The organism is uncultured Sunxiuqinia sp. (assembly GCF_947495665.1).
GTDB classification, from domain to species: domain Bacteria; phylum Bacteroidota; class Bacteroidia; order Bacteroidales; family Prolixibacteraceae; genus Sunxiuqinia; species Sunxiuqinia rutila.
In genome coordinates this window covers 56,293-77,618 of sequence record NZ_CANLZV010000012.1, presented here as the reverse complement: position 1 = coordinate 77,618, position 21,326 = coordinate 56,293, and the positions used below count along the sequence as shown (strand labels likewise).

At 42.4% G+C, this 21,326-nt stretch carries 13 protein-coding genes; 3 read left to right on the top strand and 10 right to left on the bottom strand.

The genetic code is table 11. The features are described 5' to 3' along the window. Window positions 1-26: 26 nt before the first annotated feature. The 4 genes from Q1A18_RS14205 to Q1A18_RS14190 all read right to left on the bottom strand — a co-directional run bounded on the left by Q1A18_RS14205 (window position 27) and on the right by Q1A18_RS14190 (window position 5,388). Entirely contained in the window at window positions 27-773 is a 747-nt protein-coding gene (locus tag Q1A18_RS14205; RefSeq protein ID WP_299581759.1) for a hypothetical protein, read from the bottom strand. Window positions 774-1,634: 861 nt separating this feature from the next. Beyond that, complete coding sequence (locus tag Q1A18_RS14200) at window positions 1,635-3,986, bottom strand: polysaccharide biosynthesis tyrosine autokinase (RefSeq protein ID WP_299581756.1); 2,352 nt, start codon at window positions 3,984-3,986, stop codon at window positions 1,635-1,637. Between the two features lie 122 nt (window positions 3,987-4,108). Further along, window positions 4,109-5,002, bottom strand: a complete 894-nt coding sequence (locus Q1A18_RS14195; RefSeq protein WP_299581933.1) for a polysaccharide biosynthesis/export family protein — start codon at window positions 5,000-5,002, stop codon at window positions 4,109-4,111. After that, window positions 4,993-5,388 carry a BT0820 family HAD-type phosphatase gene (locus Q1A18_RS14190; RefSeq protein ID WP_299581753.1) on the bottom strand — a complete coding sequence of 132 codons (396 nt, stop codon included), beginning with the start codon at window positions 5,386-5,388 and terminating at the stop codon, window positions 4,993-4,995. Before Q1A18_RS14190 ends, Q1A18_RS14195 begins: the two co-directional genes overlap by 10 nt. Window positions 5,389-6,391: 1,003 nt before the next feature. Between Q1A18_RS14190 and Q1A18_RS14185 the strand changes: the two genes are divergently transcribed. From Q1A18_RS14185 to Q1A18_RS14175, 3 genes are all read left to right on the top strand, one after another. Continuing rightward, window positions 6,392-7,594 carry a site-specific integrase gene (locus tag Q1A18_RS14185; protein ID WP_299581750.1) on the top strand — a complete coding sequence of 401 codons (1,203 nt, stop codon included), beginning with the start codon at window positions 6,392-6,394 and terminating at the stop codon, window positions 7,592-7,594. A gap of 6 nt (window positions 7,595-7,600) precedes the next feature. Beyond that, window positions 7,601-8,278 carry a hypothetical protein gene (locus tag Q1A18_RS14180; protein ID WP_299581747.1) on the top strand — a complete coding sequence of 226 codons (678 nt, stop codon included), beginning with the start codon at window positions 7,601-7,603 and terminating at the stop codon, window positions 8,276-8,278. Between the two features lie 634 nt (window positions 8,279-8,912). Next, complete coding sequence (locus Q1A18_RS14175; RefSeq protein WP_299581744.1) at window positions 8,913-10,214, top strand: primase-helicase family protein; 1,302 nt, start codon at window positions 8,913-8,915, stop codon at window positions 10,212-10,214. A 418-nt stretch (window positions 10,215-10,632) separates the two neighbouring features. Here the strand turns inward: Q1A18_RS14175 and Q1A18_RS14170 are convergent, their stop codons facing one another. From Q1A18_RS14170 to Q1A18_RS14145, 6 genes are all read right to left on the bottom strand, one after another. Next, window positions 10,633-12,183: an arylsulfatase gene (locus Q1A18_RS14170; protein WP_299581741.1), complete on the bottom strand. Its 1,551-nt coding sequence runs from the start codon at window positions 12,181-12,183 to the stop codon at window positions 10,633-10,635. Between the two features lie 157 nt (window positions 12,184-12,340). Continuing rightward, window positions 12,341-15,565, bottom strand: coding sequence for a glycoside hydrolase family 2 TIM barrel-domain containing protein (locus tag Q1A18_RS14165; RefSeq protein WP_299581738.1), 3,225 nt, complete (start codon window positions 15,563-15,565; stop codon window positions 12,341-12,343). 64 nt (window positions 15,566-15,629) lie between these two features. Beyond that, entirely contained in the window at window positions 15,630-16,703 is a 1,074-nt protein-coding gene (locus Q1A18_RS14160) for a glycoside hydrolase family 88 protein (protein WP_299581735.1), read from the bottom strand. 261 nt (window positions 16,704-16,964) lie between these two features. Further along, a complete protein-coding gene (locus Q1A18_RS14155; RefSeq protein WP_299581732.1) occupies window positions 16,965-18,104 on the bottom strand; it encodes a glycoside hydrolase family protein in 1,140 nt (379 codons plus the stop codon). 39 nt (window positions 18,105-18,143) lie between these two features. After that, on the bottom strand, window positions 18,144-19,586 hold the full coding sequence (locus Q1A18_RS14150) for an alpha-L-fucosidase (protein ID WP_299581729.1): 1,443 nt from the start codon (window positions 19,584-19,586) through the stop codon (window positions 18,144-18,146). Window positions 19,587-19,672: 86 nt separating this feature from the next. After that, window positions 19,673-21,268 (bottom strand): beta-N-acetylhexosaminidase, encoded by a 1,596-nt coding sequence (locus Q1A18_RS14145; RefSeq protein WP_299581726.1) that lies wholly within the window; start codon window positions 21,266-21,268, stop codon window positions 19,673-19,675. Between the last annotated feature and the right edge of the window lie 58 nt (window positions 21,269-21,326).

Sequence of the window (21,326 nt, the reverse complement as noted above, 5' to 3'; positions counted from 1 at the left end):
TGTGGTCCGGCAGCGTGGCGTTTCACTTATTCATCGGGCACCAAATTTTCTTTGGCTTCGCTGTCGGCGGTTTTAGGTCCGCTTGTGCGTCGAACTTGTTTCAACAGGCTTTGAAAGGTGTATTCTTTCAACTTGCCATCATCGGTCTCAGTATACAGAATTTTGCCAATGCTCAGAATCTCCATCAGCTGGGCATACAGCTCGTTCATTACGCCTACATTGGCCAGAATCAGACTTCGACGGTTCGACAAAATTTCATACTGCTGTTGGTTTAGCCGATTCAATTCGTCGCCGGCAGTGGCAAAAAACTGTTTGAGGTCTTCACTAAGTCCTAAAGGTTCGAGTACACTGCCATAAGTTCCTAAATTGGTATTCACCACCTGAAGGGCATCGATCAGTTTCTCGGTGTCTTTTGCCTTTAGGCCCTGGCGTAAAGCCTTGACGCCAAAATCGGACGGAGACATGGGCAATTGTTTTCGGGCGAGCTTCAGGTAGCCCTCCAGGCGCCGCAGCGGATCAAGAATATCCTGCATCAGGCCATACAAGCTGGCGGTAATGCTTTTTAGCTGGGCTGTTTCATTTTCAGGAGCCATCAGCTCGCGGCAGGCTTCAATCTGCTGCGTAAACCGGGAGGCATAAGCGGCATCGAATTTCGGGGAAAACGCCTCAAATTCGGCTTGGTCGCGCTGAAAACTGAAAGCAACATATTGGGCGATGACGGGTAATTCTTCGTCCTTACATTTGTAATTTCTCGGATTCTTCGGTTTAGCCATAATCTAAAATTTTAGAATTAATAATTATAAATGGTTCCCTGTCTTTGACTATCCGGAAAACGGTTAGCTCCCGCTACGCCCTCATCCTCATCGCTATCACTGCCTTACGCTTTCAGCATTTGTATTCCCTCTCAAGTGTTCTATTTAACCGTATTATCAAAATTAAATTGTTTTTTATTAATAAACTCTATAATATGCTGTGGAGTATATTTTTTATTCAATAGCGATTTAGCCCCTATTCTTCAATTGTTTACCATGGAAAGTTTCAAGTTCCGTCATTGGCAGCGTTGCGAAGCTAGCTGCAGGCTTTCTATTCGGCCAGATTGCCGCGTCTCTCCCTTGGGTTGTTCCTCGCAATGACGGATTTATACAACGTTCGTGCGTTCGTGCAATCTGATTTTCTATTGTCTATTGTCTATTGTCTAATATCTATTGTCTTTTTGATTCCCACTACTGCTTTGTTCCTTTAAACGTGGTGCTTGGTCCTTCCGTCCGCTGCTACTTTGGTGCTTTTATCTGCTGTTGTTCGCGGCCGGGGGTGCTTTTCGCTTGCTATCCCGGGGTGCCGCTCGCTGTGCTCGCTCTGCCCCGGGCTGAATTGATTGAAGCCTTTCAGGCTATTTCAGTTGAGAGTTTTCAGTTATCAGTTGTCGGCTCGTGCGTTCTCCCTCTCTCATCTTCTCTCCCTCTCACTCTCTAAGTTGTCGGTTGTCAGTCCCATGAAATCTTCACCCTGTTAAATTTTCACTGTGCTATTTCACTGGGTGAACTGCGTGAATTTCACAGGATAAATTATCGGTTTTCAGTTCGTGCCGTCGTGCGTTCGTGCCTTCGTACCCTCGTGCGTTCGTGCTTCCCTTCCTACTCCGCATAATAGCCTTTTCCATAGGCATATTTATACGAATAGCTGTAGCCATAGCCACTCAGTTTGATATCATTAATGACCAGGGCTGCATTGGGCATGGTTCCTTTTTTGGTCATTTCATTGATGAATTTCAGCTGGTCTTTATCGCTCACGCCATAGCGCAGGATAAAAAGGTTCAGGTCGCTCAGCTGGCTGGTGATCAGCCCGTCGGTCACCATCGATACCGGTGCATTGTCAAAGATGATGTAGTCGAATTCGCTTTTGGCCCAGTCGATCAGTTCCTGGAGGCGCTTTCGCTCCAAGAGTTCGGCCGGGTTGGGAGGCACGGGGCCTGAAGGAATAATGAACAGGTTATCGATTAGGCTTTCTTTAACGATTTCCTTGGCTGAGGTTTGCCCAACCAGGTAGTTGCTAAGGCCAAGCTGGTTGTCTACTTGAAAGATTTGATGCAGGCGGGGTTTCCGCATGTCCGCACCAATCAGTAAGGTCTTTTTCTCATTCATAGCCAGAATGGAGGCCAGGTTGGTGGAAGTAAAGGTTTTTCCTTCGCCCGGGCTGATGGAGTGAATACCGATGACTTTTTCACCGGGCTCCTTGAATTTGTATTGCAGGTTGGTACGGATGGTCCGGTACGACTCGGAGATGGGTGCCGTAGGATGTTCCATCACCACCAACTCCGACTTTTCACGGCTATGCAACACATTGCCAACGATGGTGAGTGACGTGAGTTTCTCCACATCTTCCTGCAGGTGAATTTTGCTGTTCAGCTGATCCGACAGCAGGATAACCACTACCGGCAGCAGGAAGCCCAGGAAGGCGCCAAAGAGCAGCAGGATCAGGATGGATCGTCCGGTAGGAATGATGCGCTCCATGCGGGCAGGATCGATAATCTGAATATCAACAACAGCTGCCGCTAATGCAATTTCAATCTCCGCTCTTTTTTGAAGCAGGAAGGTATAGATTTCGCTGGTGAGTTGGTACTGCCGTTGAATGTTGATGAGTTGCTGCTCCTGTCCCGGCAGGTTGTTCAAGTCGCTGTTGATGCGGTTTTGCCGGGTCTCCAGACTTGCAATGCTGATTTGGGCGTTGTCAATCAGGTTAAGCAGGTTCTCACGCAGCTGCTCGTTCACCTGACGGATTTCCTTATTGAGCAGCACCAGGGTGGGGTTACTCTCGTAAGCACTAAACGACAGGATCTCGCGCCGGCTATAGAGGTCGCCCAGCTTGAGCACCAAGGCATTCAGCGAGGGATCTTCAATGCCTACCACCGAGGGGGTTGACATCTGGTTGATATTTTCACCTTTCTCCAGGTAGCTGAGCAGGTTGCGGAAATATTCGAGCTGGATTTGCTGTTGCGACTTCTGCCGTTCAATCTCACCCAGCTGCTCCATCACCATGGTTCCTTGTGCGCTGAGGTCGATGATCTGGTTGCGCGAGCGAAACTCGGTAAAGGTGGTTCCGGCCACATGCAGCGAGTCGGAAATACCCGACAACTGTTTGTCAATAAACTCCAGCGAGCGCTTTTGCGTTTGGGTTTGTTGCTCCAGTTTCAGATCGAGGTATACCCGAATCAGCTCATTCAGGTAATGAATGTTACGCAAGGGCTCGCTCCCCTCCAGGGTCAGTCGGATTACCTCGCCCTGCTTATCGGCTTGGCTCACCTGAATCTGTTTCAGGTAATTAAACGTTTGCTTATTGCTGTTTTGAAAAACAAAGCGATATTCTTTATCGTCAAGCGCTCCCACCCCTTCTTTTAAATGAAGGGTGAAGTTGAAATACTCATTCCGGAAAGCCTGCCCCAAAGTGATGGTCTCCGAGAAGTTCACCTCCACTTCCTGGTTGTTGATCAAACCGGTACCATCGGCTTCCAACTGGTAGCGCCCGTCCCCTTTGGGACTTAAGGTCAGGTAAACCCCTTCGGCATTCAGGCCATTGTTGATTTCCTGCACCTGGAAGGGCTCTTGCGTATACAGGCCTTTCCAGATTAGAAAGTCTTTTTCGTACCAGGCCGTACGCCAGTTCAGGTTATCCACCACGCGGTGGTTCAGCGTATAGGATTTCAGCAGCTCAATCTCATTGTTAATGGTCACCTTCCCAAGCCCCGGCATGTCATTCTCAAACAAACTACCCAGGTTCAGGGCATTTTTATCTTCCGGAACAATGATGCTGGAATCGATTTTGTAAGTCTGGGGAGTAAACTTACCATACAGGTAACCACCGCCAGCCCCCAGAAAGGTGATCAGAATCAGCCAGTACCACTTTTGCAGCAACAGAAAAAACAGGCGTTTGTAGTTAATCACCTTTTCGTCGTTCAGTTGTTGCGGCAGGTCATTTAAATCGATAATCATGTTGGGTATGCTTGAGGTAATGTTAAGTTGTTGTTTTGTTTCTTTTTTTTTTGAATGGCGCAGACCAAAGCTTGTCAGTCCCTCTTCCTCTTTCGTTCTTTCTTATTGGCAACAGGGAGTTGTTACAGCAGAAATCCGAAGACGGCTAACAGGATGCTGAACGATGAAAACATCAACGAATAAGCCTGACTGTTCAGCTGAAAGTTCTTGTGCTTGTCGGGTTCTACAAATACATAGTCGTTGGGATATAAATAGAAGGCTTCCGACATCCAGGATTCCTTATTGGACAAGTCAAGCTTGATCACCTTTTTACCACTTTCCATGGGGCGAATAATGGTGACCTTCTTGATGTCGGCAAAATCGGTGTTCCCATTGGCCATGCCTAAGGCACTCAGCAGGGTGAAATTGTTGTTGTAGTTATAATAGACCCCGGGATTCTTTACTTCCCCCAGCACGGTCACCATGTAATTCAGCAGCTTCACTTTCACAATGGCATCTTTCAGGTACTTGTCGGCCTGCGCCTGAACAATGGCTTCAATTTCCGACTGCGGATTTCCTGCCACCGGAATCAGCCCTAAAATAGGAAGTCGCAGGTTGCCATCCTTGTCCACCTCAAAACCATAGAGGTAGGCACCTTGTGGCGTGGTGAACTTTTGAAAGGAATTGTAGCTCTGCGTGCTCATGCCTGCTTCAGGGTTGAACAAGGCATTCACCTCGGCATTCATCGACTTAATACTGACATAGAGGATATCGCCGGGTTTTACCTGGTATTCAGTAATGGAATCGGGCAAAGCTTCCAAGATCTCGTGGTTCGCGGTATCCTGCATATATACAAGCTCCTGGCTGTTGCGGCAGGAGAATAGACCAATACTTAAAAGAAGACTGAGTCCGATTACAAATTGACGGTAATTCATTTGTTTGTCTGTTATTTTCTGGGTGATGTAATGCCGGTTGTTGACAATAACGGTCGCAAAGATATCATTTTTACAGCATAAGCGACAGCCGATTACCACCACCAACTTTTGGATTTTTGTTTCTCCTTTTTCGGGGCTTCCTCGGGGTGAATCAGATGGTAAATCTCGGTCCAACTGGGCATGCCACCAATGTTGCGGTCATCAATATACACATCGGCTAAAATCTTCCGGCTGATGTTATCCGACATCTTTTCTTCGGGATAATTCTTATTCACTGCATAAAACGTTAGTCCCCGCTCTTTGCAAAAATCAACGGCCTCATCAAGTTGCTGCCCACTGCGGTAGGTCCACAAAATCAACCGATGTCCCTTTTCCTGCAGCGTTTTTAAGGTATGCGTAGCAAATGGAAGTTCGTTTCCTATGGCCGGAAACTTATGCTCAACGATGGTGCCATCAAAATCAACGGCAATGGTTAAGGGCTTTCTCATACTAATTCTATATAGGTTAAGGTTTGCTGGCAGGCTTGCCTGCTTATAAGCTATGTGTTTTCCGTTTCGGAAAAAAACAGTAAATATCGAATCATCCAAACAAAAGGGGGAAAAAATAGGGAGGGTATCTAAACAATATCCGCTTTCTCTTGTTTTTTTGGTTCAAACTAAGATAAGCAGAACGTTTTTGGGAGGCTTTCTGAACTTGTAATCCTTGCAATCAAGGTTCTGAAACTATGTTCACAACATTGTTTTATACACTAACTCAAGCTCCGGCTTTCGTGCCGTTTTTTCACAGCTCCGCCTCCTCAGTCCCATTTCCGAGTAACGCCGCAATTTATTATATTAAGAGCTGACAAACAGCCCTTTCACAAAGAGCCAAAAGTAAAGAAAATGCAACAGGAGTAGTAAGAAAACAGGCATGACTTCATGAATGAAGCATTTTAGGCCCTGAACTGGCCATTTCAACTCATGAACGACACTTTTGGGCTATTGTAGCCAATCAAAAAAACAGTGAAAAAATGGTGAATTTCCCTCCCAGGAAGGGCTCATTCTGCCTGAAACGACAAAAAATAAGAACCAAAGTTTAGAATTATCGACTGTAATCAGGAATAAAATCAGCACACCTCTGGTTGCTGTCTAAACATAAATGAAAAGATAAAAGGAGCGACTCTATCAATAATAACAAGAGCACCTATTGCCTCCTATGGCTTCTCTTTGTGGGCATTTTAAAATCAAACCTGTCCCCTGAAAAAACAAAGCCCTTGCAATCAACCAGATCACAAGGGCTTTGAGTTTTCAAAAGTAGTCCCGACGGGAATAATTTTAGTCCTCTTTCATGAGAATAGATAATACACAACAAACATCAATCCCCTATGTTAACTGGCAATTCAACCAATGCCGTATTCCTGAAATTATAAAAAATATTACTTGAGTGCACATTTATAGGGTGCAATTCTGTTTATTTGCACCCTATTCATTTTAATAACCTAACACAAGCAATATGCCAAATGTATATTTTAAGGTTAGAACAAAGAAAGATGATCCTAAACAAATGGTTTCAATACGGATTCGATTCAAATCCGGGAAAACTGATCAAATTTCAAAGACAGGGGAAAAAGTCTCCCTACAATATTGGGATCTAAGTTCTCAGAAATTAAAGAGAACAAGCTTTAAGGGAAAAGATAATTTGAAACTTCGGCTAAAGAATCTTGAGAATCACGTATTGGAAGAAGCCGCAAAGACAAGAACTTATCCAACCGGCTGGTTAAATGATGTTGTCGACAAATATCTATTCCCTGAGAAGCACAAAAATAATAGCTCTACCACCATGTCTCAATGGATTCAAGAGTGGATTGACAAATCGGAGAACGAATACCGAACTATCCGCGCTTACCATTCCACTCTAAAAAGCCTAAAAGAATTCAACCCTGACTTAACATGGAATGATCTGGATATCGATTTTTACTACAAGTTTATTAAATATTTAACAGGAAAAGGGTTCGCAAAGAATACGATTGCTTCAAGAATTAAAAATCTCAAGGTCTTCTGTCGAGCAGCACTAGAACGAAATATTCATAACAACACAAGTTATCAGAGCTTCAAAAAGCAAACAGAAGAATCTTATAATATATACTTAAGTGAGGAGGAGCTAAATATCATATCTAAACTAAACTTATCCTCAAAACCATACTTAGACAAAGCTAGAGATATATTCCTTATAGGCTGTTGGACTGGCTGTAGATTTAGCGACCTGGATAAAGTAAATCACGACAATATTAAAGGCAACTTTATTCATCTCGAACAACAGAAAACGCAAAAACGTGTAGTAATCCCACTTCATCCCGTAATACGTTCGATTATTGAAAAATACGATGGAGAGCTTCCAAAAATGATTAGCAATCAAAAATTCAATGATTATATTAAAGAAGTCTGCAAAACAGCTAATTTTTCAGAAAAAATATCAAAAAGTCTAACTAAAGGTGGCCGAAGAGAAACTGAAGTTAAAGAGAAATGGGAAATGGTCACTAGCCATACCGCCAGAAGATCATTCGCAACCAACCTTTATAAGTCTGGCTTCCCATCCATCAGCATAATGGCCATCACTGGACATAAAACAGAGAAAGCATTCTATAGCTACATCAAAGTAAATGAAGAAGAGCATGCCGAGATGCTTTTAAAGCACTGGGAATCGCAACACAATTAATCTAAAATGACTAGAATATCAAACGAATTTCTCAATCAGATTTTGAGCTTTAGAAGACGAACTATTGGGTTTGAGAGAATACAAAATAAGGCCTTTGAAGATATGGATCAAAAAATGTTTGAGGAGGCAGGTTGTTTTTTTGATACATTTCTGGAGCAAAGTCAAACCATCTCGGAGTTATCAGACCAGGCTGCACATACTAAGTGGAATCCTGTTGTTACTGAAATAATCTACAGATCCTATTATACCAAAGTTTATAAAAAGCTGAGACCCAAAATAAAGAAGCAATACTTGGAAGCGAAAAGTTTCTACAATTCAGATATATGTCATCGAGAAACCAGAATCAGATATCTAATCGGCCAAGAAATTCAGCTACTACATTTAGTCTTGGAAATCGATCCAATAAAATACCTTATCAATGGCTTCTTTTATTTAATCAATGAACTTTTCCCAATGAAAAATAAAAAAGAAAAATGCATTATGGTTAGCCTAATAATGCATGATCTTGAGATCTTCGACCAAGCTCCATTTTTAACTTTAGATGAAGCTAATGAAATTGCAAAAGCAAATATGAATAAACCTGAAGATAATAGACGCTTAAACATATACAACACGGAAGGTTCGACTATTATTTATAATCGCATCAAAAAATATATTGAAAAAGATTTCGTATTAATCCCCTAATTATCAAGAAGGGAACTTTTTGAAAAAAACTTTACCCTCTTTTAATAAAACAGTCTTTATTTGTTTCGCGGTCTCAATACAAATAATTAAGTATGGTGTATGACTTTACTAACCTTGTAAAGATTCCTGGAGCTCTCAGGTTTGAAGTAAGAGCTCAAGATCTAATGGAGATTATCGACAAGGTTGCCAAATCGACCGCGGAGAATGTGGTAAAACAAAAACTGGAGCAAACAGAGTATCTTTCACGAAAAGATGCTATGGCATTGTTGAAAGTTAAAACAAATCTTACAATGCAACGATGGGAGGCGAAGGGTTTTCTCACTCCACATCGAATAAGTAATCGTATTTATTACCGAAAAAAAGAAATTTACTCCGCATTAGAGAGCTTTGAAAGATAGCGATAAGCACGTAGAGTCGTCAGAAGGAACGACTATATGCTTTCAAAATAATTCCTGGAAGTCATTATCGGAGTTGTTTTAAATCAGTCTCTAAATTTGAAGACTTGAATTTCAAAGATCTAGCCATTTTCAAAACTTTTACTATTAATCAAGTGTAGGATACCTGCTTCGATACTAATAATAGATACTTAATATCTATCATATTTCTAGGTATTCTATACTCAAAATTCATCATTATGGTCAATACAGAGCATTTTAAACTTGAACACTTCTTTATAAAATCTGAATACTATGTATATCGACTAAGTTCGAATGGAAGAAATACCTTTGCATTATTAGACGAAGTTAGTCCTCTAACTTTAATTAAAGTTTACAATATTCCAAAAGAAAATTTCCATCAGATTCCTGTTTACGCAGGTTTTACAATAGAACCGGACAACACTCCTAATACCTATAACCGTTCAATCGACTTAGGAGATGGTGTGAGAAATTTTAATCTATACGACTTACCGTCTCATCCAGAGGGGCAACATACTGTAACAGATAATAAATCTACAAATTGGCCAACAATCTTAAAGTTTTTAAAGCATATTGCTCCATACTCAAAACCTTTCCCCTTCTCAAAACACACCTATACCGAATTAATCCTAGAATATCTAGCTATTGCCTGGAAGTATCCCAAACAACGTCTACCGATTCTAGTACTTTTATCAAAAGAGCGAAGTACTGGCAAAACAACATTTCTCAGATTAATTGAATTAATGTTTCAAAACAATGCTCAATTAGTTTCATCCTCAGACCTTGAATCTCAATTCAATCTGACATGGGGAACTAAAAATTTTGTTTTAGTAGATGAAGCTTGCATCAACAAAAGACTCCAAGTAGCCATACGTAATGAAGCAACTAGTTCTAGTCGAATCATCAATGCTAAATTTAAAAATCACTTGAGTGTTCCAAACTATACTAAGTTCGTAATGGCATCAAATGAGATTGCAGACTTTGCTGAAGTCGATATAGAAGAGAACAGGTATTTCGTATTAGAAGTTGCTCCTCTTGCCCCTAACAGTGAGGATCCATTCTTGTTAGATAAGATTGAAGCAGAATTACCTAATTTTTTGGACTATCTTATGAATCATCACCAATTCTTCTGGAATAATTCAACACGGTTTTGGTTTCCTTATGAGGCTTATAAGACTCCTGCCCTAAACAAAATTGTAAAGGGGGAAAGGTACTTCGAAGTTATGGACATAACAACAACTACTTTCTTAGGACTTCTAAATGATCTGTGGTTTTCTTATTCAAATGACAACGATATCCAGTTTGCTATTTCTCCTGCTAGAGATTACCTAGGACTAGATAGGACTGATGAATTTGTATTAAAACAGGTATTAAAAGATCTAGGGTTTCATTGCACCAACAATAAAACTCGATTTAACTGCGCTTTTGCAAAAAAACAGATTCACTCTAGACAATACTCTTGCTCCTTAGGAAATCTTCGAAAAAAATTGAACTGGAAACCCAAGAAACAGATTTGCTGATGATGCATCTAAATAGATCCTTCTAAAATTGTTCCAATGTTCCAATCTTTTCATTTTCCATTCTAAAATAGAATGCTTGAGATAATATTCAAGATTCTAATATCAGAATTTAGAATATCTCAAATAGACTGGAACATTGGAACATTCGAACGTTGATTATTCCAAATGGATCAAATTAGAGATTATATCCATCTATAACTACCCTGTAATTTATTCTCGGTTAAGGTCAAATAATCTCATCAAAATTTAACGGGAACCAAGACAGCATTTTAAATCACAACTAGGTAATAAGAAAGGCTCCATCGCCTAACAATCCGCTACCTTGCTTGCCAACAGAACAAAACCCAATCAATATCTTTTTAATGCATAACTGGATAACAACTTAAATGAGCCTCGCCAGCTAACTCCTTACTATGAATCAGTTGTCATCTAAAATTATTCTAAATTCTTCCATCAGCTCATTTACCTTTTCAGGCATCTGTTTTGCCAAATCATTCTGCTGCGCAACATCGTCTGTAATATTATACAGCTGTGTATCATATCCAAAACCAGTTTCATTATCGACCCCCCAACGCACTTTTTTGGTGCCTTCGTACGCAGGTATCAGTATCCAGTCGCCTTTCCTGAATGCTGTTCGATGATAGAGCCCTTCGATAACAACACTTTCTCTTCCTTTTTGCGAGTGGCCAAGCAGCACATCCAGCATATCTTCGCTATCGGTTTGTGGGACGGTTTGCCCAGTTAATTTGCTTAAGGATGCCACCAGGTCAACCTGAGAAATAATTGCATCCGACACTCCCGGTTTAATTTTGTCTTTCCACATCACCATAAAAGGAACCCTTGTACCGGCATCATATAAACTATATTTACCTCCCCTGAGAGGACCGGCGGGTGTATGATCACCTACTTTCTCTGCCGATTCGTCCAAATAACCGTCATCGAGGACCGGCCCATTGTCACTCGAGAATACAATAAGGGTGTTTTCCATTAGCCCTTCCTGCTCCAGCGTTTTCAGAAATTCACCAACACACCAATCTGCTTCTGCAATAACATCGCCACGCGGTCCCATTCCTGTTGTGCCCACAAATCGGGGATGTGGCACCCTCGGCACATGCGGCTGGTGCAGGGCATAAAACAGGAAGAATGGATTGTCACTTCTTTGTTTTACAAATTGCTGCGCCCTTACAAGAAATGTATCTGCCATATTTTCATCTATCCATTGCGCAGACTTCCCTCCTTTCTGATAGCCAATTCTGGAAATACCATTATTAATGCTCATGTCGTGTCCGTGGCTATACATTACTTTTAAAAGTTCAGGATTGGCTTTTCCGGTTGGTTCGCCTTCAAAGTTTTTCTTGTAACTAACCTTTAATGAATCGGTTTTATCTAATCCAACCACATCACCATTCTCAACATACACATTGGGCACACGGTCGTTGGTAGCAGCCATCACGTATGAATAATCAAAACCTATGGCATTGGGATTTAATTTTATTGTCTCATTCCAATCCACATAGCCGTCGCCCATTCCTAAATGCCATTTCCCTACTACGGCTGTTCTGTAGCCAGCATTCTTCAATATTTTTGGCAATGTAGGCTGCTCAGTATCTATCAAAAAAGGTGCGTCTCCTGAAAGCACCTGAGCTTTGGCATTACGCCATGGGTATTGCCCGGTGAGCAATGAATAACGGCTTGGTGTACAGGTTGCAGAAGTGGCATATCCATTTCCGAACCGAATACCCTCGGTAGCTATCCGATCTATATTGGGCGTATTAAGTTTTCCTACCCCATAAGCACTTATATCACCATATCCTAAGTCATCGGCATATATAATGACAACGTTAGGATGCTTAACGCCTTGTTCAATATCTGTTTCGGTACCATTACCCTTCAATAATTGATATCCCACCAAAAAAACACAGGAACATATCACAATCAATAATATCCGCAGATTTTTTTTCTCTTTCATAATCTTTTAAATAGCTATTCTGACCTATGTTTCCAACTAATTAACCTGTTAAAAACTTGTTGAAACCATGGATCGTCACGATGCTTCAACCAGTACACCATTGGCTCAAAAATTCCTTACTACAGGGTCATTTTTATCCACTGCCGCTATATTAATGCTACTCCCATTGTAGAACAAATTCAAACGCATAGTTATTTGCTTTCAGCCAATACTTTTCATGGGTTTTAGATCCCCAACTGTCGTCACCACCAACTCCCATCTGCTTATAATCAATATTCAAAGTAATGTTGCCATCTCGTTTCAAATAAACAGGATGGGTCGCTGCCTCCAGTGTTTCCATACTATAAGGCCATGCCGAAAAATGAATTAATTCTTTGGCAACCACCTTCAATCCGTTCTTCCCTGAATCGGTCAGTGTTACCCAACGAACATCGGCGTGATTACCATTTTCCTGAGGGCGAACATAATCGTGAATAAATTCATCTACTTTTCCCGAATGGATAGCCACTTCCCCGCATGTTTTGCGGTCCCAATAGGTTTCCCATGGGCCACGACCAAAGAAACTAACATTGTTGTATTTGTCATCAATGGCTAGTTGAACTCCGAATCGAGGCATTTCAGGGATTTCTTCACCTTCTAAACTTACCGATGTATGCACTCTCAATGCTCCATCTCCAGTTATGGTATACTTATTCACTAACTGGCTATTCTTTCCAATCTCCAGCTTATTTTTAACCTCCACAATAACTTGTGTGCTGCTCACCTGCTTCACATCTATTGTTTGAACTTCCATTTGAGGCTGCTTCCACACTCCCAGGCGCTTAGGCATTTTATTGCCTCGATCGTTGTCGGTTGGCACACGCCAGAAATTCACTTTCACAGGCGCGGTAAGCAGCTCGGTCTTTCTTTGCCTGTACGACACCAACTGGCCACTTTTAGGATCTACTTCAACCGAGAATTCCTTGTTGAACACACGAATCGCCTCTTCGCTTTGCGAGACCTGAACAGCAGGTAATGCCGCAAGATCTTGTTCTTCCATGGCCGGTACCTCAAAAGGGATAGCGTACTGGTCCCAGGCTGTTACATGCCCTTTCTTCGCCCATAAAGCATCTTCGCGCAAAGCAGCTGTTACTTTCAGGTAATACTCGGCACCCGGCTTCAATTGCGGCCTTTCAAACGGGATGCGGATACGCATCTTTTGACGAGGTGCCACGTTGTAATGAGGCAATTGTCCTTGCTGCAGCAATTTTCCATTCTCGGTAAGCTCCCAGCTAAATACCAAATGTTCTGTTCCTATAAAGAAGTGCTTATTAAACAAATCCACTTCCCCGATCAACAGGTTCACTGGTTCAACCTTTTGATATTGATAAACCTTTTTCACCTCATATAAAGCAGGGTTTGGTGTTCGGTCTGGTCGTACAATTCCGTTACAGCAGAAATTACCATCGTTAGGGTAATCTTTGTAATCACCACCGTATTTGAAATACACGTTTCCGTTATCATCTGTTGCCTGAAGCCCCTGATCTACAAAATCCCAAATACAACCACCCTGCAGGTATTTATACCCTTCAATTACATCCCAGTAATCCTGGAAATTACCTAAACTGTTGCCCATAGCGTGTGCATATTCAGAGAAAATCCAGGGCTGTGTGCGTGTTTGCGACGCCGCATAATCAAAGGTACCCCATCTCCATGAGCCTGGGTACACAGAACCACTCTTACCTGTGGCATAATTAACCAATTCCCACGGATGAGAATATTGCGGACAGATAATATCGGTATAACTGCGTGTGCCGGCGCGCTCGTATTGCACCAGACGCTCCGGATCGCGCTGACGGATGTAATCGCGCGCCACTTCAAAGCTGGTACCATCTCCGGCTTCATTTCCTAATGACCAGATGATAATGGAAGGATGGTTTTTATCGCGCTCTACCATCCGACGAATCCGATCGACATGAGCCTCGCGCCACTCCAGTTGGTTGGCCAGTGTTTTAGCTGGTTCATAACCCACTCCGTGCGATTCCACATTGGCTTCATCAATAACATACAAGCCGTACTTATTACATAACTCATAAAAGTAGGGATCATTGGGATAGTGTGCCATCCGCACCGTGTTGATGTTATTTTGCTTCATGATTAACACATCCTGTAACATACGCTCTTTGGATACATTACGTCCCGTAACAGGGTCGTGCTCATGACGGTTCACTCCTTTTATATAGACAGGCTGTCCATTAACCAGCAATTCACCTTCTTCCACCTTTACATCACGGAAACCAAAATCGGTGGATACCCGTTCAAGCACATTGCCCTGATCATCTTTTAGCGTCAGAATAGCTTTGTACAAGTATGGATCTTCGGCACTCCACTGACGCGGATTCAAAACCTTTTGTTTTAAATGAACAACACTTTCGTTACCGGGAAAAATCATCACCGTCAGGTGTTCTGCTAAAGGCGATTGTTTGTAGTAATTGCCATTGGCATCCACCAGGTCAAGCTGCAAATGCGTGCGGTACTGAGCTTTTTCTCCATAATTGTGAATGTAAGCCGTAACATTCAATTCTGCGTTTTTATAATCCGCGTCGAAAGTGCTTCGGGCAAAAAAGTCACGGATATGCAATTTTGGTGCAGCCATCAGGTAAACATCCCTAAAAATTCCACTGAACCTGAAGAAATCCTGATCTTCCAGGTAGGAACCATCACTCCAGCGGTATACTTCCGCCGCCAAAAGGTTTTTACCCGGCTTCACATAGTCGGTCACATTGAACTCTGCTGAAGTCATACTTCCCTGACTATATCCTACTTTCTTACCATTAATCCATAAATAGAATGCACTTTTCACACCATTAAAATGGATGAACAGCTCGCGTCCATCCCAGCTCTCATCAACCATGAACTGGTGTCTGTAAGAGCCAACCGGATTGCGCATTTCGAATGAAGTGTAGGCGCTATCCGGCTCCGACATAACGTAGGGAGGATTGTTTTTAAACGGATAAGTTGCATTGGTATAAATCGGCTTTCCATAGCCGTGCAACTGCCAGTTAGACGGTACCGGAATGGTGTTCCATTTAAAATCATCAAAACTGGTCTGATAAAAGTCAACAGGTCGTTCGTCCGGGTGCTTAACCCAGTTGAATTTCCAGTTTCCATTCAACAGCTGTATCCATTGTGAATTTTCTGCTTGCCCACTCAGGGCCTGTTCCCATGTATCAAAAGGATAGAGCGTGGCGTGCGGTTGTTCCTTATTGATCCCGATCACCGCAGGGTTTTCCCAGTCGTGCTGTTGCGCTTCGGTTTGGCCTATCGAAAAACAAAGCACGACTAATAGAGCCGCTAGGTTTCGAAAGGCCATCATTAATTTATTCTCACTATTATTTTTCATACACATGGTTCGCTAATTATTATTTCGCCAAGAATTCTTGGCGGATGGGAGTGAAACAGATTAATTATTGTTCTAATTCCCTAAACCGTTTGAGTGCTTCAAGGAAATAGTAATCAGCATAATTGAGAGGTACATCAATTTCGGCTCCATGAGGAATGCTTCCTACTGAGTGTTTTAATAAAAAGAAATTGTTTTCTCCTAACTTTGCTCTGTAGACCGACGAGGCCAATGATTCCATTATCTTTTTCGCTTTTACAAGATAAAGCTCCCTGTTTTCAGAGAAACCGCTAAGTTCGTACAAGGCAGACGCCGTTATAGCAGCGGCTGAAGCATCGCGCAACTCATTAGGAACATTCGGTGCATTGTAATCCCAAAACGGCACTAAGTCATCCGGTAAACTTGGTGAGCTAAAAATGAAATTAGCTATTTCTTCGGCCACCTTAAGATACCTGGGATCCTTTGTTTCGCGATAACACACTGTGTAGCCGTACAAGCCCCAGGCTTGCCCTCTGGCCCAGGCCGAATCATCGGAATACCCCTGCGCGGTATTTTTCTGACGCACATCCCCGGTAATAGTGTCATAGTCAACAACATGCCACGAGCTAAAATCCTCCCTGAACTGGTTTATTAAAGTAGTGTTAGCATGCTGTACTGCAATGTTATAAAAAGTGGAATCACCACTCAGGCGCGTGGCATTAAACAACAGTTCGAGGTTCATCATGTTGTCTATAATGACCGGACATTCCCAACCACGCTGCGACATCCATCCGTTTGTGGTATTCCACGATTGTATAACGCCTGCTCCGGGTCTGAATCGGGTTGATAACGACTTAGCTGCCTGGACAATCACGTTGGCATACTTCTCTTTTTTGTTTAATCGGTATGCATTGCCATAACTACATCCGATCATGAAACCCACATCGTGATGCCACTTCAGGTATTGCACACTCTCCAACGATTCAGTTAATTCAGTCCCGTAATCGATCCATTTCTGCTCGCCAGTTAGTTCATACATATACCACATCGTACCAGGAAAAAAGCCACTTGTCCAACATTGCGGATTCACATAGCGGGTAGTCCCATCCTCATTAATTGTTCTTGGATTCAACACCTTATTGGTTTTACGAATTGCATCCAATTGCAATCCGATTTGACCAGATGCAAATTCTATATTCTCTTCTATAAAAGTTTGATTTGCATTTTCCTTCTTACATCCGAAAAAGACTCCTATGGAAATCAAAATAAAAAAAAGCTGTCCCAAAAATCTCATAACACTATTTATAATTATCAATTTCTATTTTTCGCACTTTTCACGACTTTAAACTTAGCAAACCGTCTTTGTGGTTTCTTTCACCATCGTTGCACATCGCTTCAATGCCGTACTTTAGAACGGTCGAACCTATTTCAGAGGCAATACCATATTCCACGATTTTGTAGAACGATTAAAGCCTCCCGGACCATCCATTGTGGCAAAGAACAAGTGCGTAAGTCTTCCCTGCTCAATTAATCCAAAAGGCCTTTCCAGTTGTCCCATTTTAACGGCCTGTCCATCGCTCCAGTTGATGACACGTTCATAGGCCAGAGGCTGATCATCTACCATCCAGTTGATTGCATCAACAGAGTGTGCCATTACACCCGCATGATGATGTCCTGTGATTTCACCGTACTGGTCTTTGGCAATCATATGATACCCATTTTCATCTTTCCAAATGAAAGGATCTTCTATAACACCAAATTTGTCTTTACTAAATACAGGTTCGTCAGAAACCACCTTTAGCGGGCTGTTAATGTCGGGAGCCATGGCCATACCAATGAACATTCTGCTTTGGAAAGGATACTTATCACCATAAGCTCTCGATTTAAACATCAGCACCACACTTCCATCCTCGTTAATCCAAGGCGATGGATTTGAAGTTAGGAAGCTGTAAAAAGAATCGGGTTTTGTGTTTAAAGCAGGTGCATCACGACGCTCCCAGGGTCCATATGGACTTTTAGAGGTAGCAATGCCAATGCGTTTATTGGAACGCGCGACAATCGGATAAGCAGTACCCAGTTTCAATGTATCCGGATTGGTAACATCATCAAAGGGGTGAGTTGATCCGGTGTAAAACATGACGTATAAATCCTTGTAGCGCAATACCCTTGGATTATGGGCAGAGCGCCCGTCCCAATATTGCGCACCCCGGGCACCAAGAGCCACATCGCTAAACTCAAAGGGGCCTTCGGAATTGTCAGAAGTAGCGTGTACAATTTCTGAATCAGTCATCCAGCCTGGATGAAAAGGCAATTTTTTGGGCCAACGGCTAGCATACATGTGATACAAGCCATCGTCGCCTTTCACTACTGAACTCCCCCAAACCCAGTAATCTTCCATCTCAAAACCACCTCCCACAGGAGCCTCGCCAATGCGATCGTACACCAGGTTTGTCCATTCCGGCATTTCGGTTTCTTCATTGGTTTTCGTCCCTGAACATCCCGTCAATAAGAACATGGCGCTAAGGACGAGGATACCAATAGTTGTGATTCTCTCAATTTTCATTGTAACAGTATTAAAAAGCAGTCTGGTACACCAAACCACTTATCCGTTAGATTTACTAAATCTAATTCTGAAACCAATCACCGGTACTTCTTCAATTGGATTATCTGATACCTCAAGTATTAATCCCTCCTTTGATTGTTTCCACTTTATCTTTTTTGATGTTCCCAGCATTTCAACATCTTCAATTTCACTGACTTTACCGGCTACCAGAGCTTTAATGCATACTTCAGAGCTTACAGGGCTGCACACATAGGCATACACATTATTTCCCTTTGATGTAAAGCGAACTTCCGGAAAAATCTGCTTCGATGTTGCATCATTTACAGCATCTTTCATAGTGTTTTTATCATCGTGCTTTTGAAGCGTATGCTCGCTGATTTTATTATCAAGTCGCTCATTAGCCACATGCCACGGCTGTGTACCATAAACTCCTTCTGCATTGAGCTTCATCCATTCACCAATCTTTTCTAAGCTGATAAGCGTCTGCTCCGTCATATCGCCTTTAGCTGTAGGCCCATTATTAAGCAAGAAATTACCTCCTTTACTCACTATTTCGAGCAGCTGACGTACCATTAGCTCCGGGCTTTTGTAAGCTGTATCATACTCTACAAACCCCCAGTTGCGACTCATTGTAATACATGATTCCCAAAGGCTGGTATCTCCTTTTTGTACAATGTTTTGTTCGTGAACGTTGTAATCGCCTTTCCCGTTTCCGATGCGGCTATTGATAATGCATTCGGGCTGAATCGTTAATATAAAATTACGCAGCTCTTCGCTTTCGGCTTCACTGATTAATCCGGGCGTATCGAACCATAAAACGTCAACTTTTCCGTATTGGGTGAGCAGTTCTCGTACTTGAGGTTTAACTTTTCGTTCAAAATACTTGTTAAACACCTTTTTATCCTCATCAGGATAGTCCCAGGTATTACTTCTCCCTCCCTTAACCGGCCAGTTGGTCGGCACATCCGGATCTTGCCAGTCGCGCCCCAGGGAATAATAAAACCCAAGCCTGATGCCATGTTTATGACAAGCAGCAGCCAATTCTTTCATTGGATCTTTTGCATATGGCGTGCAATCTACAATGTCATAATCACTCGAAGGTGAATTATAAAGGGCAAAACCATCATGATGCTTGGCGGTAATAACCAGGTATTTCATCCCGGCATTTTTTGCGGTCAACACCCACTCTTCGGCATTGTAGTTAACCGGGTTAAAGTCGTCAGCAATAGTGGCATACTCTTTCCAGGGAATACGTTCGTAAAGCATAAAATGCTCAAACCCTGTTGCCTTCCTATCTTTCCAATATCCGGCTGTTTTTGAATATAAGCCCCAGTGAATAAACATGCCAAACTTGGCATCCTCCCACCATGTCAGCTTATTACTTATTTCACTCTTATTTTCTTTTGTTCCGCCATCTGTACCCGCATTTACCCAAAAACAAGAACTAAGCACGAAGATGGCCAATGTAATAATCCGTTTCATATAATAGCTGTTTTATAATCCAACAACCGAATTCGAACTGACAACTCGCATCCAGTTTAAAAATTAGAAATGCAGAATTAATCACCTTAGTGTTTCTCTTCACTCACCCCATTGATTTCTGAGATACGCTCCGGACGAAGCGGATCAAACAGGCTAATATTCTGCCCCTCGAAAAATGTAATTAACCAGCCAAGGCGACTATTAAAGCCCTCATAATCTTTGTTTCGTTCCTTGGTCCAGGCTGCTTCAGCCAGTGCCGACAAACGTGGGAATATCATGAACTCAAGTCGTTCGACAGTATGCATGGTTTCCGTCCATACATTGGCCTGAATTCCTTTAACAAAGTCACTTTTATAAAACTGACCACCTGTCATTTCCTCATTGGGGAAAGCATATACGTCTTCAATAGGACAAAATCCCCCCCATCGTCTTCCGTCCTGGTGCGAATCATGCTGCACAAAATCAAAATAAAGCGGTCTGCGAGGACACATAATTGTTGCGTACTCCTTATCAACCGCCGTCTGTAACATTTGTGGCTTATCGTGTCGCCACCACATTACCCAGGTATGCTCGTTTCTTAAACCCGCATTCGTCACTTCGTCCCATCCCATTACTGTTTTCCCAATGCATTTAACCGAATCGGCCATCCGGTTTAAAAAGTAATGCTCTACATCAACCAGGTCTTTCAAGCCCTCTCTTTTCATCAGATCCTGTACTTCAGGAAAACTTGCCCACTGTTGATTACCATAGTGCACTTCATCACCTCCGATATGGATAAATTCAGAAGGGAATAAAACAGCCACTTCCTTAAGGATATTGGTCAGAAACTGGTATGTTCCTTCTTTGCCCGGGTGAAAGGTGAAATCAGGGTTTCTTTCTGAACCACCTCCGCCAAATTCGGGATATGCTCTAACAGCAGCCGTTGCATGACCGGGCATATCTATTTCAGGGATAATTTCGATAAAACGTTCGGCTGCATACTCAATTATTTCTTTAATCTCGTTTTGGGTATAAAACCTGACGGGTGCATTCTTATCCCATTTGGTTCCGGCACCACCCACTTCGGTTAACAAAGGATATTGTTTTATTTCGATACGCCATGCGGGCTCATCTGTCAGGTGCCAGTGAAACTTGTTTAGTTTTTGCAGCGCCATCATGTCCAGTATCTTTTTCACTTCTTCCATACCAAAGAAATGACGAGACTCATCGAGCATAAAACCGCGCCACTCATAGCGTGGACTATCATCTACCACACCACAGGGAATGGATGTATTACCCTTTTGCTGCGCATTAATAAGCAACTGAAGGAGTGACTGCAGCCCGTAAAACGTTCCTTCCGAAGCGTTTGCTTCAATAACAATTTCGTCCGGTTCAATTACCAAACGATAAGCTTCTTTGGCTGTTACTTCGCTTGATCTGACCAGCTTAACCCGCGCGTTTTGTTTCTTTTGACGCACATTGATATTGGCATAGCTCTTGGCCTGTGTCGTAAATACCCTGACTATATCATCGAACCCATCTGCATCTGTTGACACGGTTAACCGATTGGTAAAATCGAAGTGCCCCTTTTTAGCCTCATAATGATTGGGATAAGGAACTATTATTGTGCTATTCTCTTGCGCAAAACCAATTACTACTGCCAAAAAAATAAGCGAAACCATCAGCAAAATACGCTTCTTCATTCTTTTAATTATTTAAATTTCTATTCATACAGGAAACATAGCGACATTGGTTTACCCA

What these genes read in the sequence shown, in the direction of transcription:
- Q1A18_RS14150 (WP_299581729.1), bottom strand. Translation starts at nt 19,586, where the DNA reads ATGAAACGGATTATTACATTGGCCATCTTCGTGCTTAGTTCTTGTTTT.
- Q1A18_RS14170 (WP_299581741.1), bottom strand. Translation starts at nt 12,183, where the DNA reads ATGAAAGAGAAAAAAAATCTGCGGATATTATTGATTGTGATATGTTCC.
- Q1A18_RS14205 (WP_299581759.1), bottom strand. Translation starts at nt 773, where the DNA reads ATGGCTAAACCGAAGAATCCGAGAAATTACAAATGTAAGGACGAAGAA.
- Q1A18_RS14155 (WP_299581732.1), bottom strand. Translation starts at nt 18,104, where the DNA reads ATGAAAATTGAGAGAATCACAACTATTGGTATCCTCGTCCTTAGCGCC.
- Q1A18_RS14165 (WP_299581738.1), bottom strand. Translation starts at nt 15,565, where the DNA reads ATGAAAAATAATAGTGAGAATAAATTAATGATGGCCTTTCGAAACCTA.
- Q1A18_RS14190 (WP_299581753.1), bottom strand. Translation starts at nt 5,388, where the DNA reads ATGAGAAAGCCCTTAACCATTGCCGTTGATTTTGATGGCACCATCGTT.
- Q1A18_RS14175 (WP_299581744.1), top strand. Translation starts at nt 8,913, where the DNA reads ATGGTCAATACAGAGCATTTTAAACTTGAACACTTCTTTATAAAATCT.
- Q1A18_RS14180 (WP_299581747.1), top strand. Translation starts at nt 7,601, where the DNA reads ATGACTAGAATATCAAACGAATTTCTCAATCAGATTTTGAGCTTTAGA.
- Q1A18_RS14145 (WP_299581726.1), bottom strand. Translation starts at nt 21,268, where the DNA reads ATGAAGAAGCGTATTTTGCTGATGGTTTCGCTTATTTTTTTGGCAGTA.
- Q1A18_RS14200 (WP_299581756.1), bottom strand. Translation starts at nt 3,986, where the DNA reads ATGATTATCGATTTAAATGACCTGCCGCAACAACTGAACGACGAAAAG.
- Q1A18_RS14185 (WP_299581750.1), top strand. Translation starts at nt 6,392, where the DNA reads ATGCCAAATGTATATTTTAAGGTTAGAACAAAGAAAGATGATCCTAAA.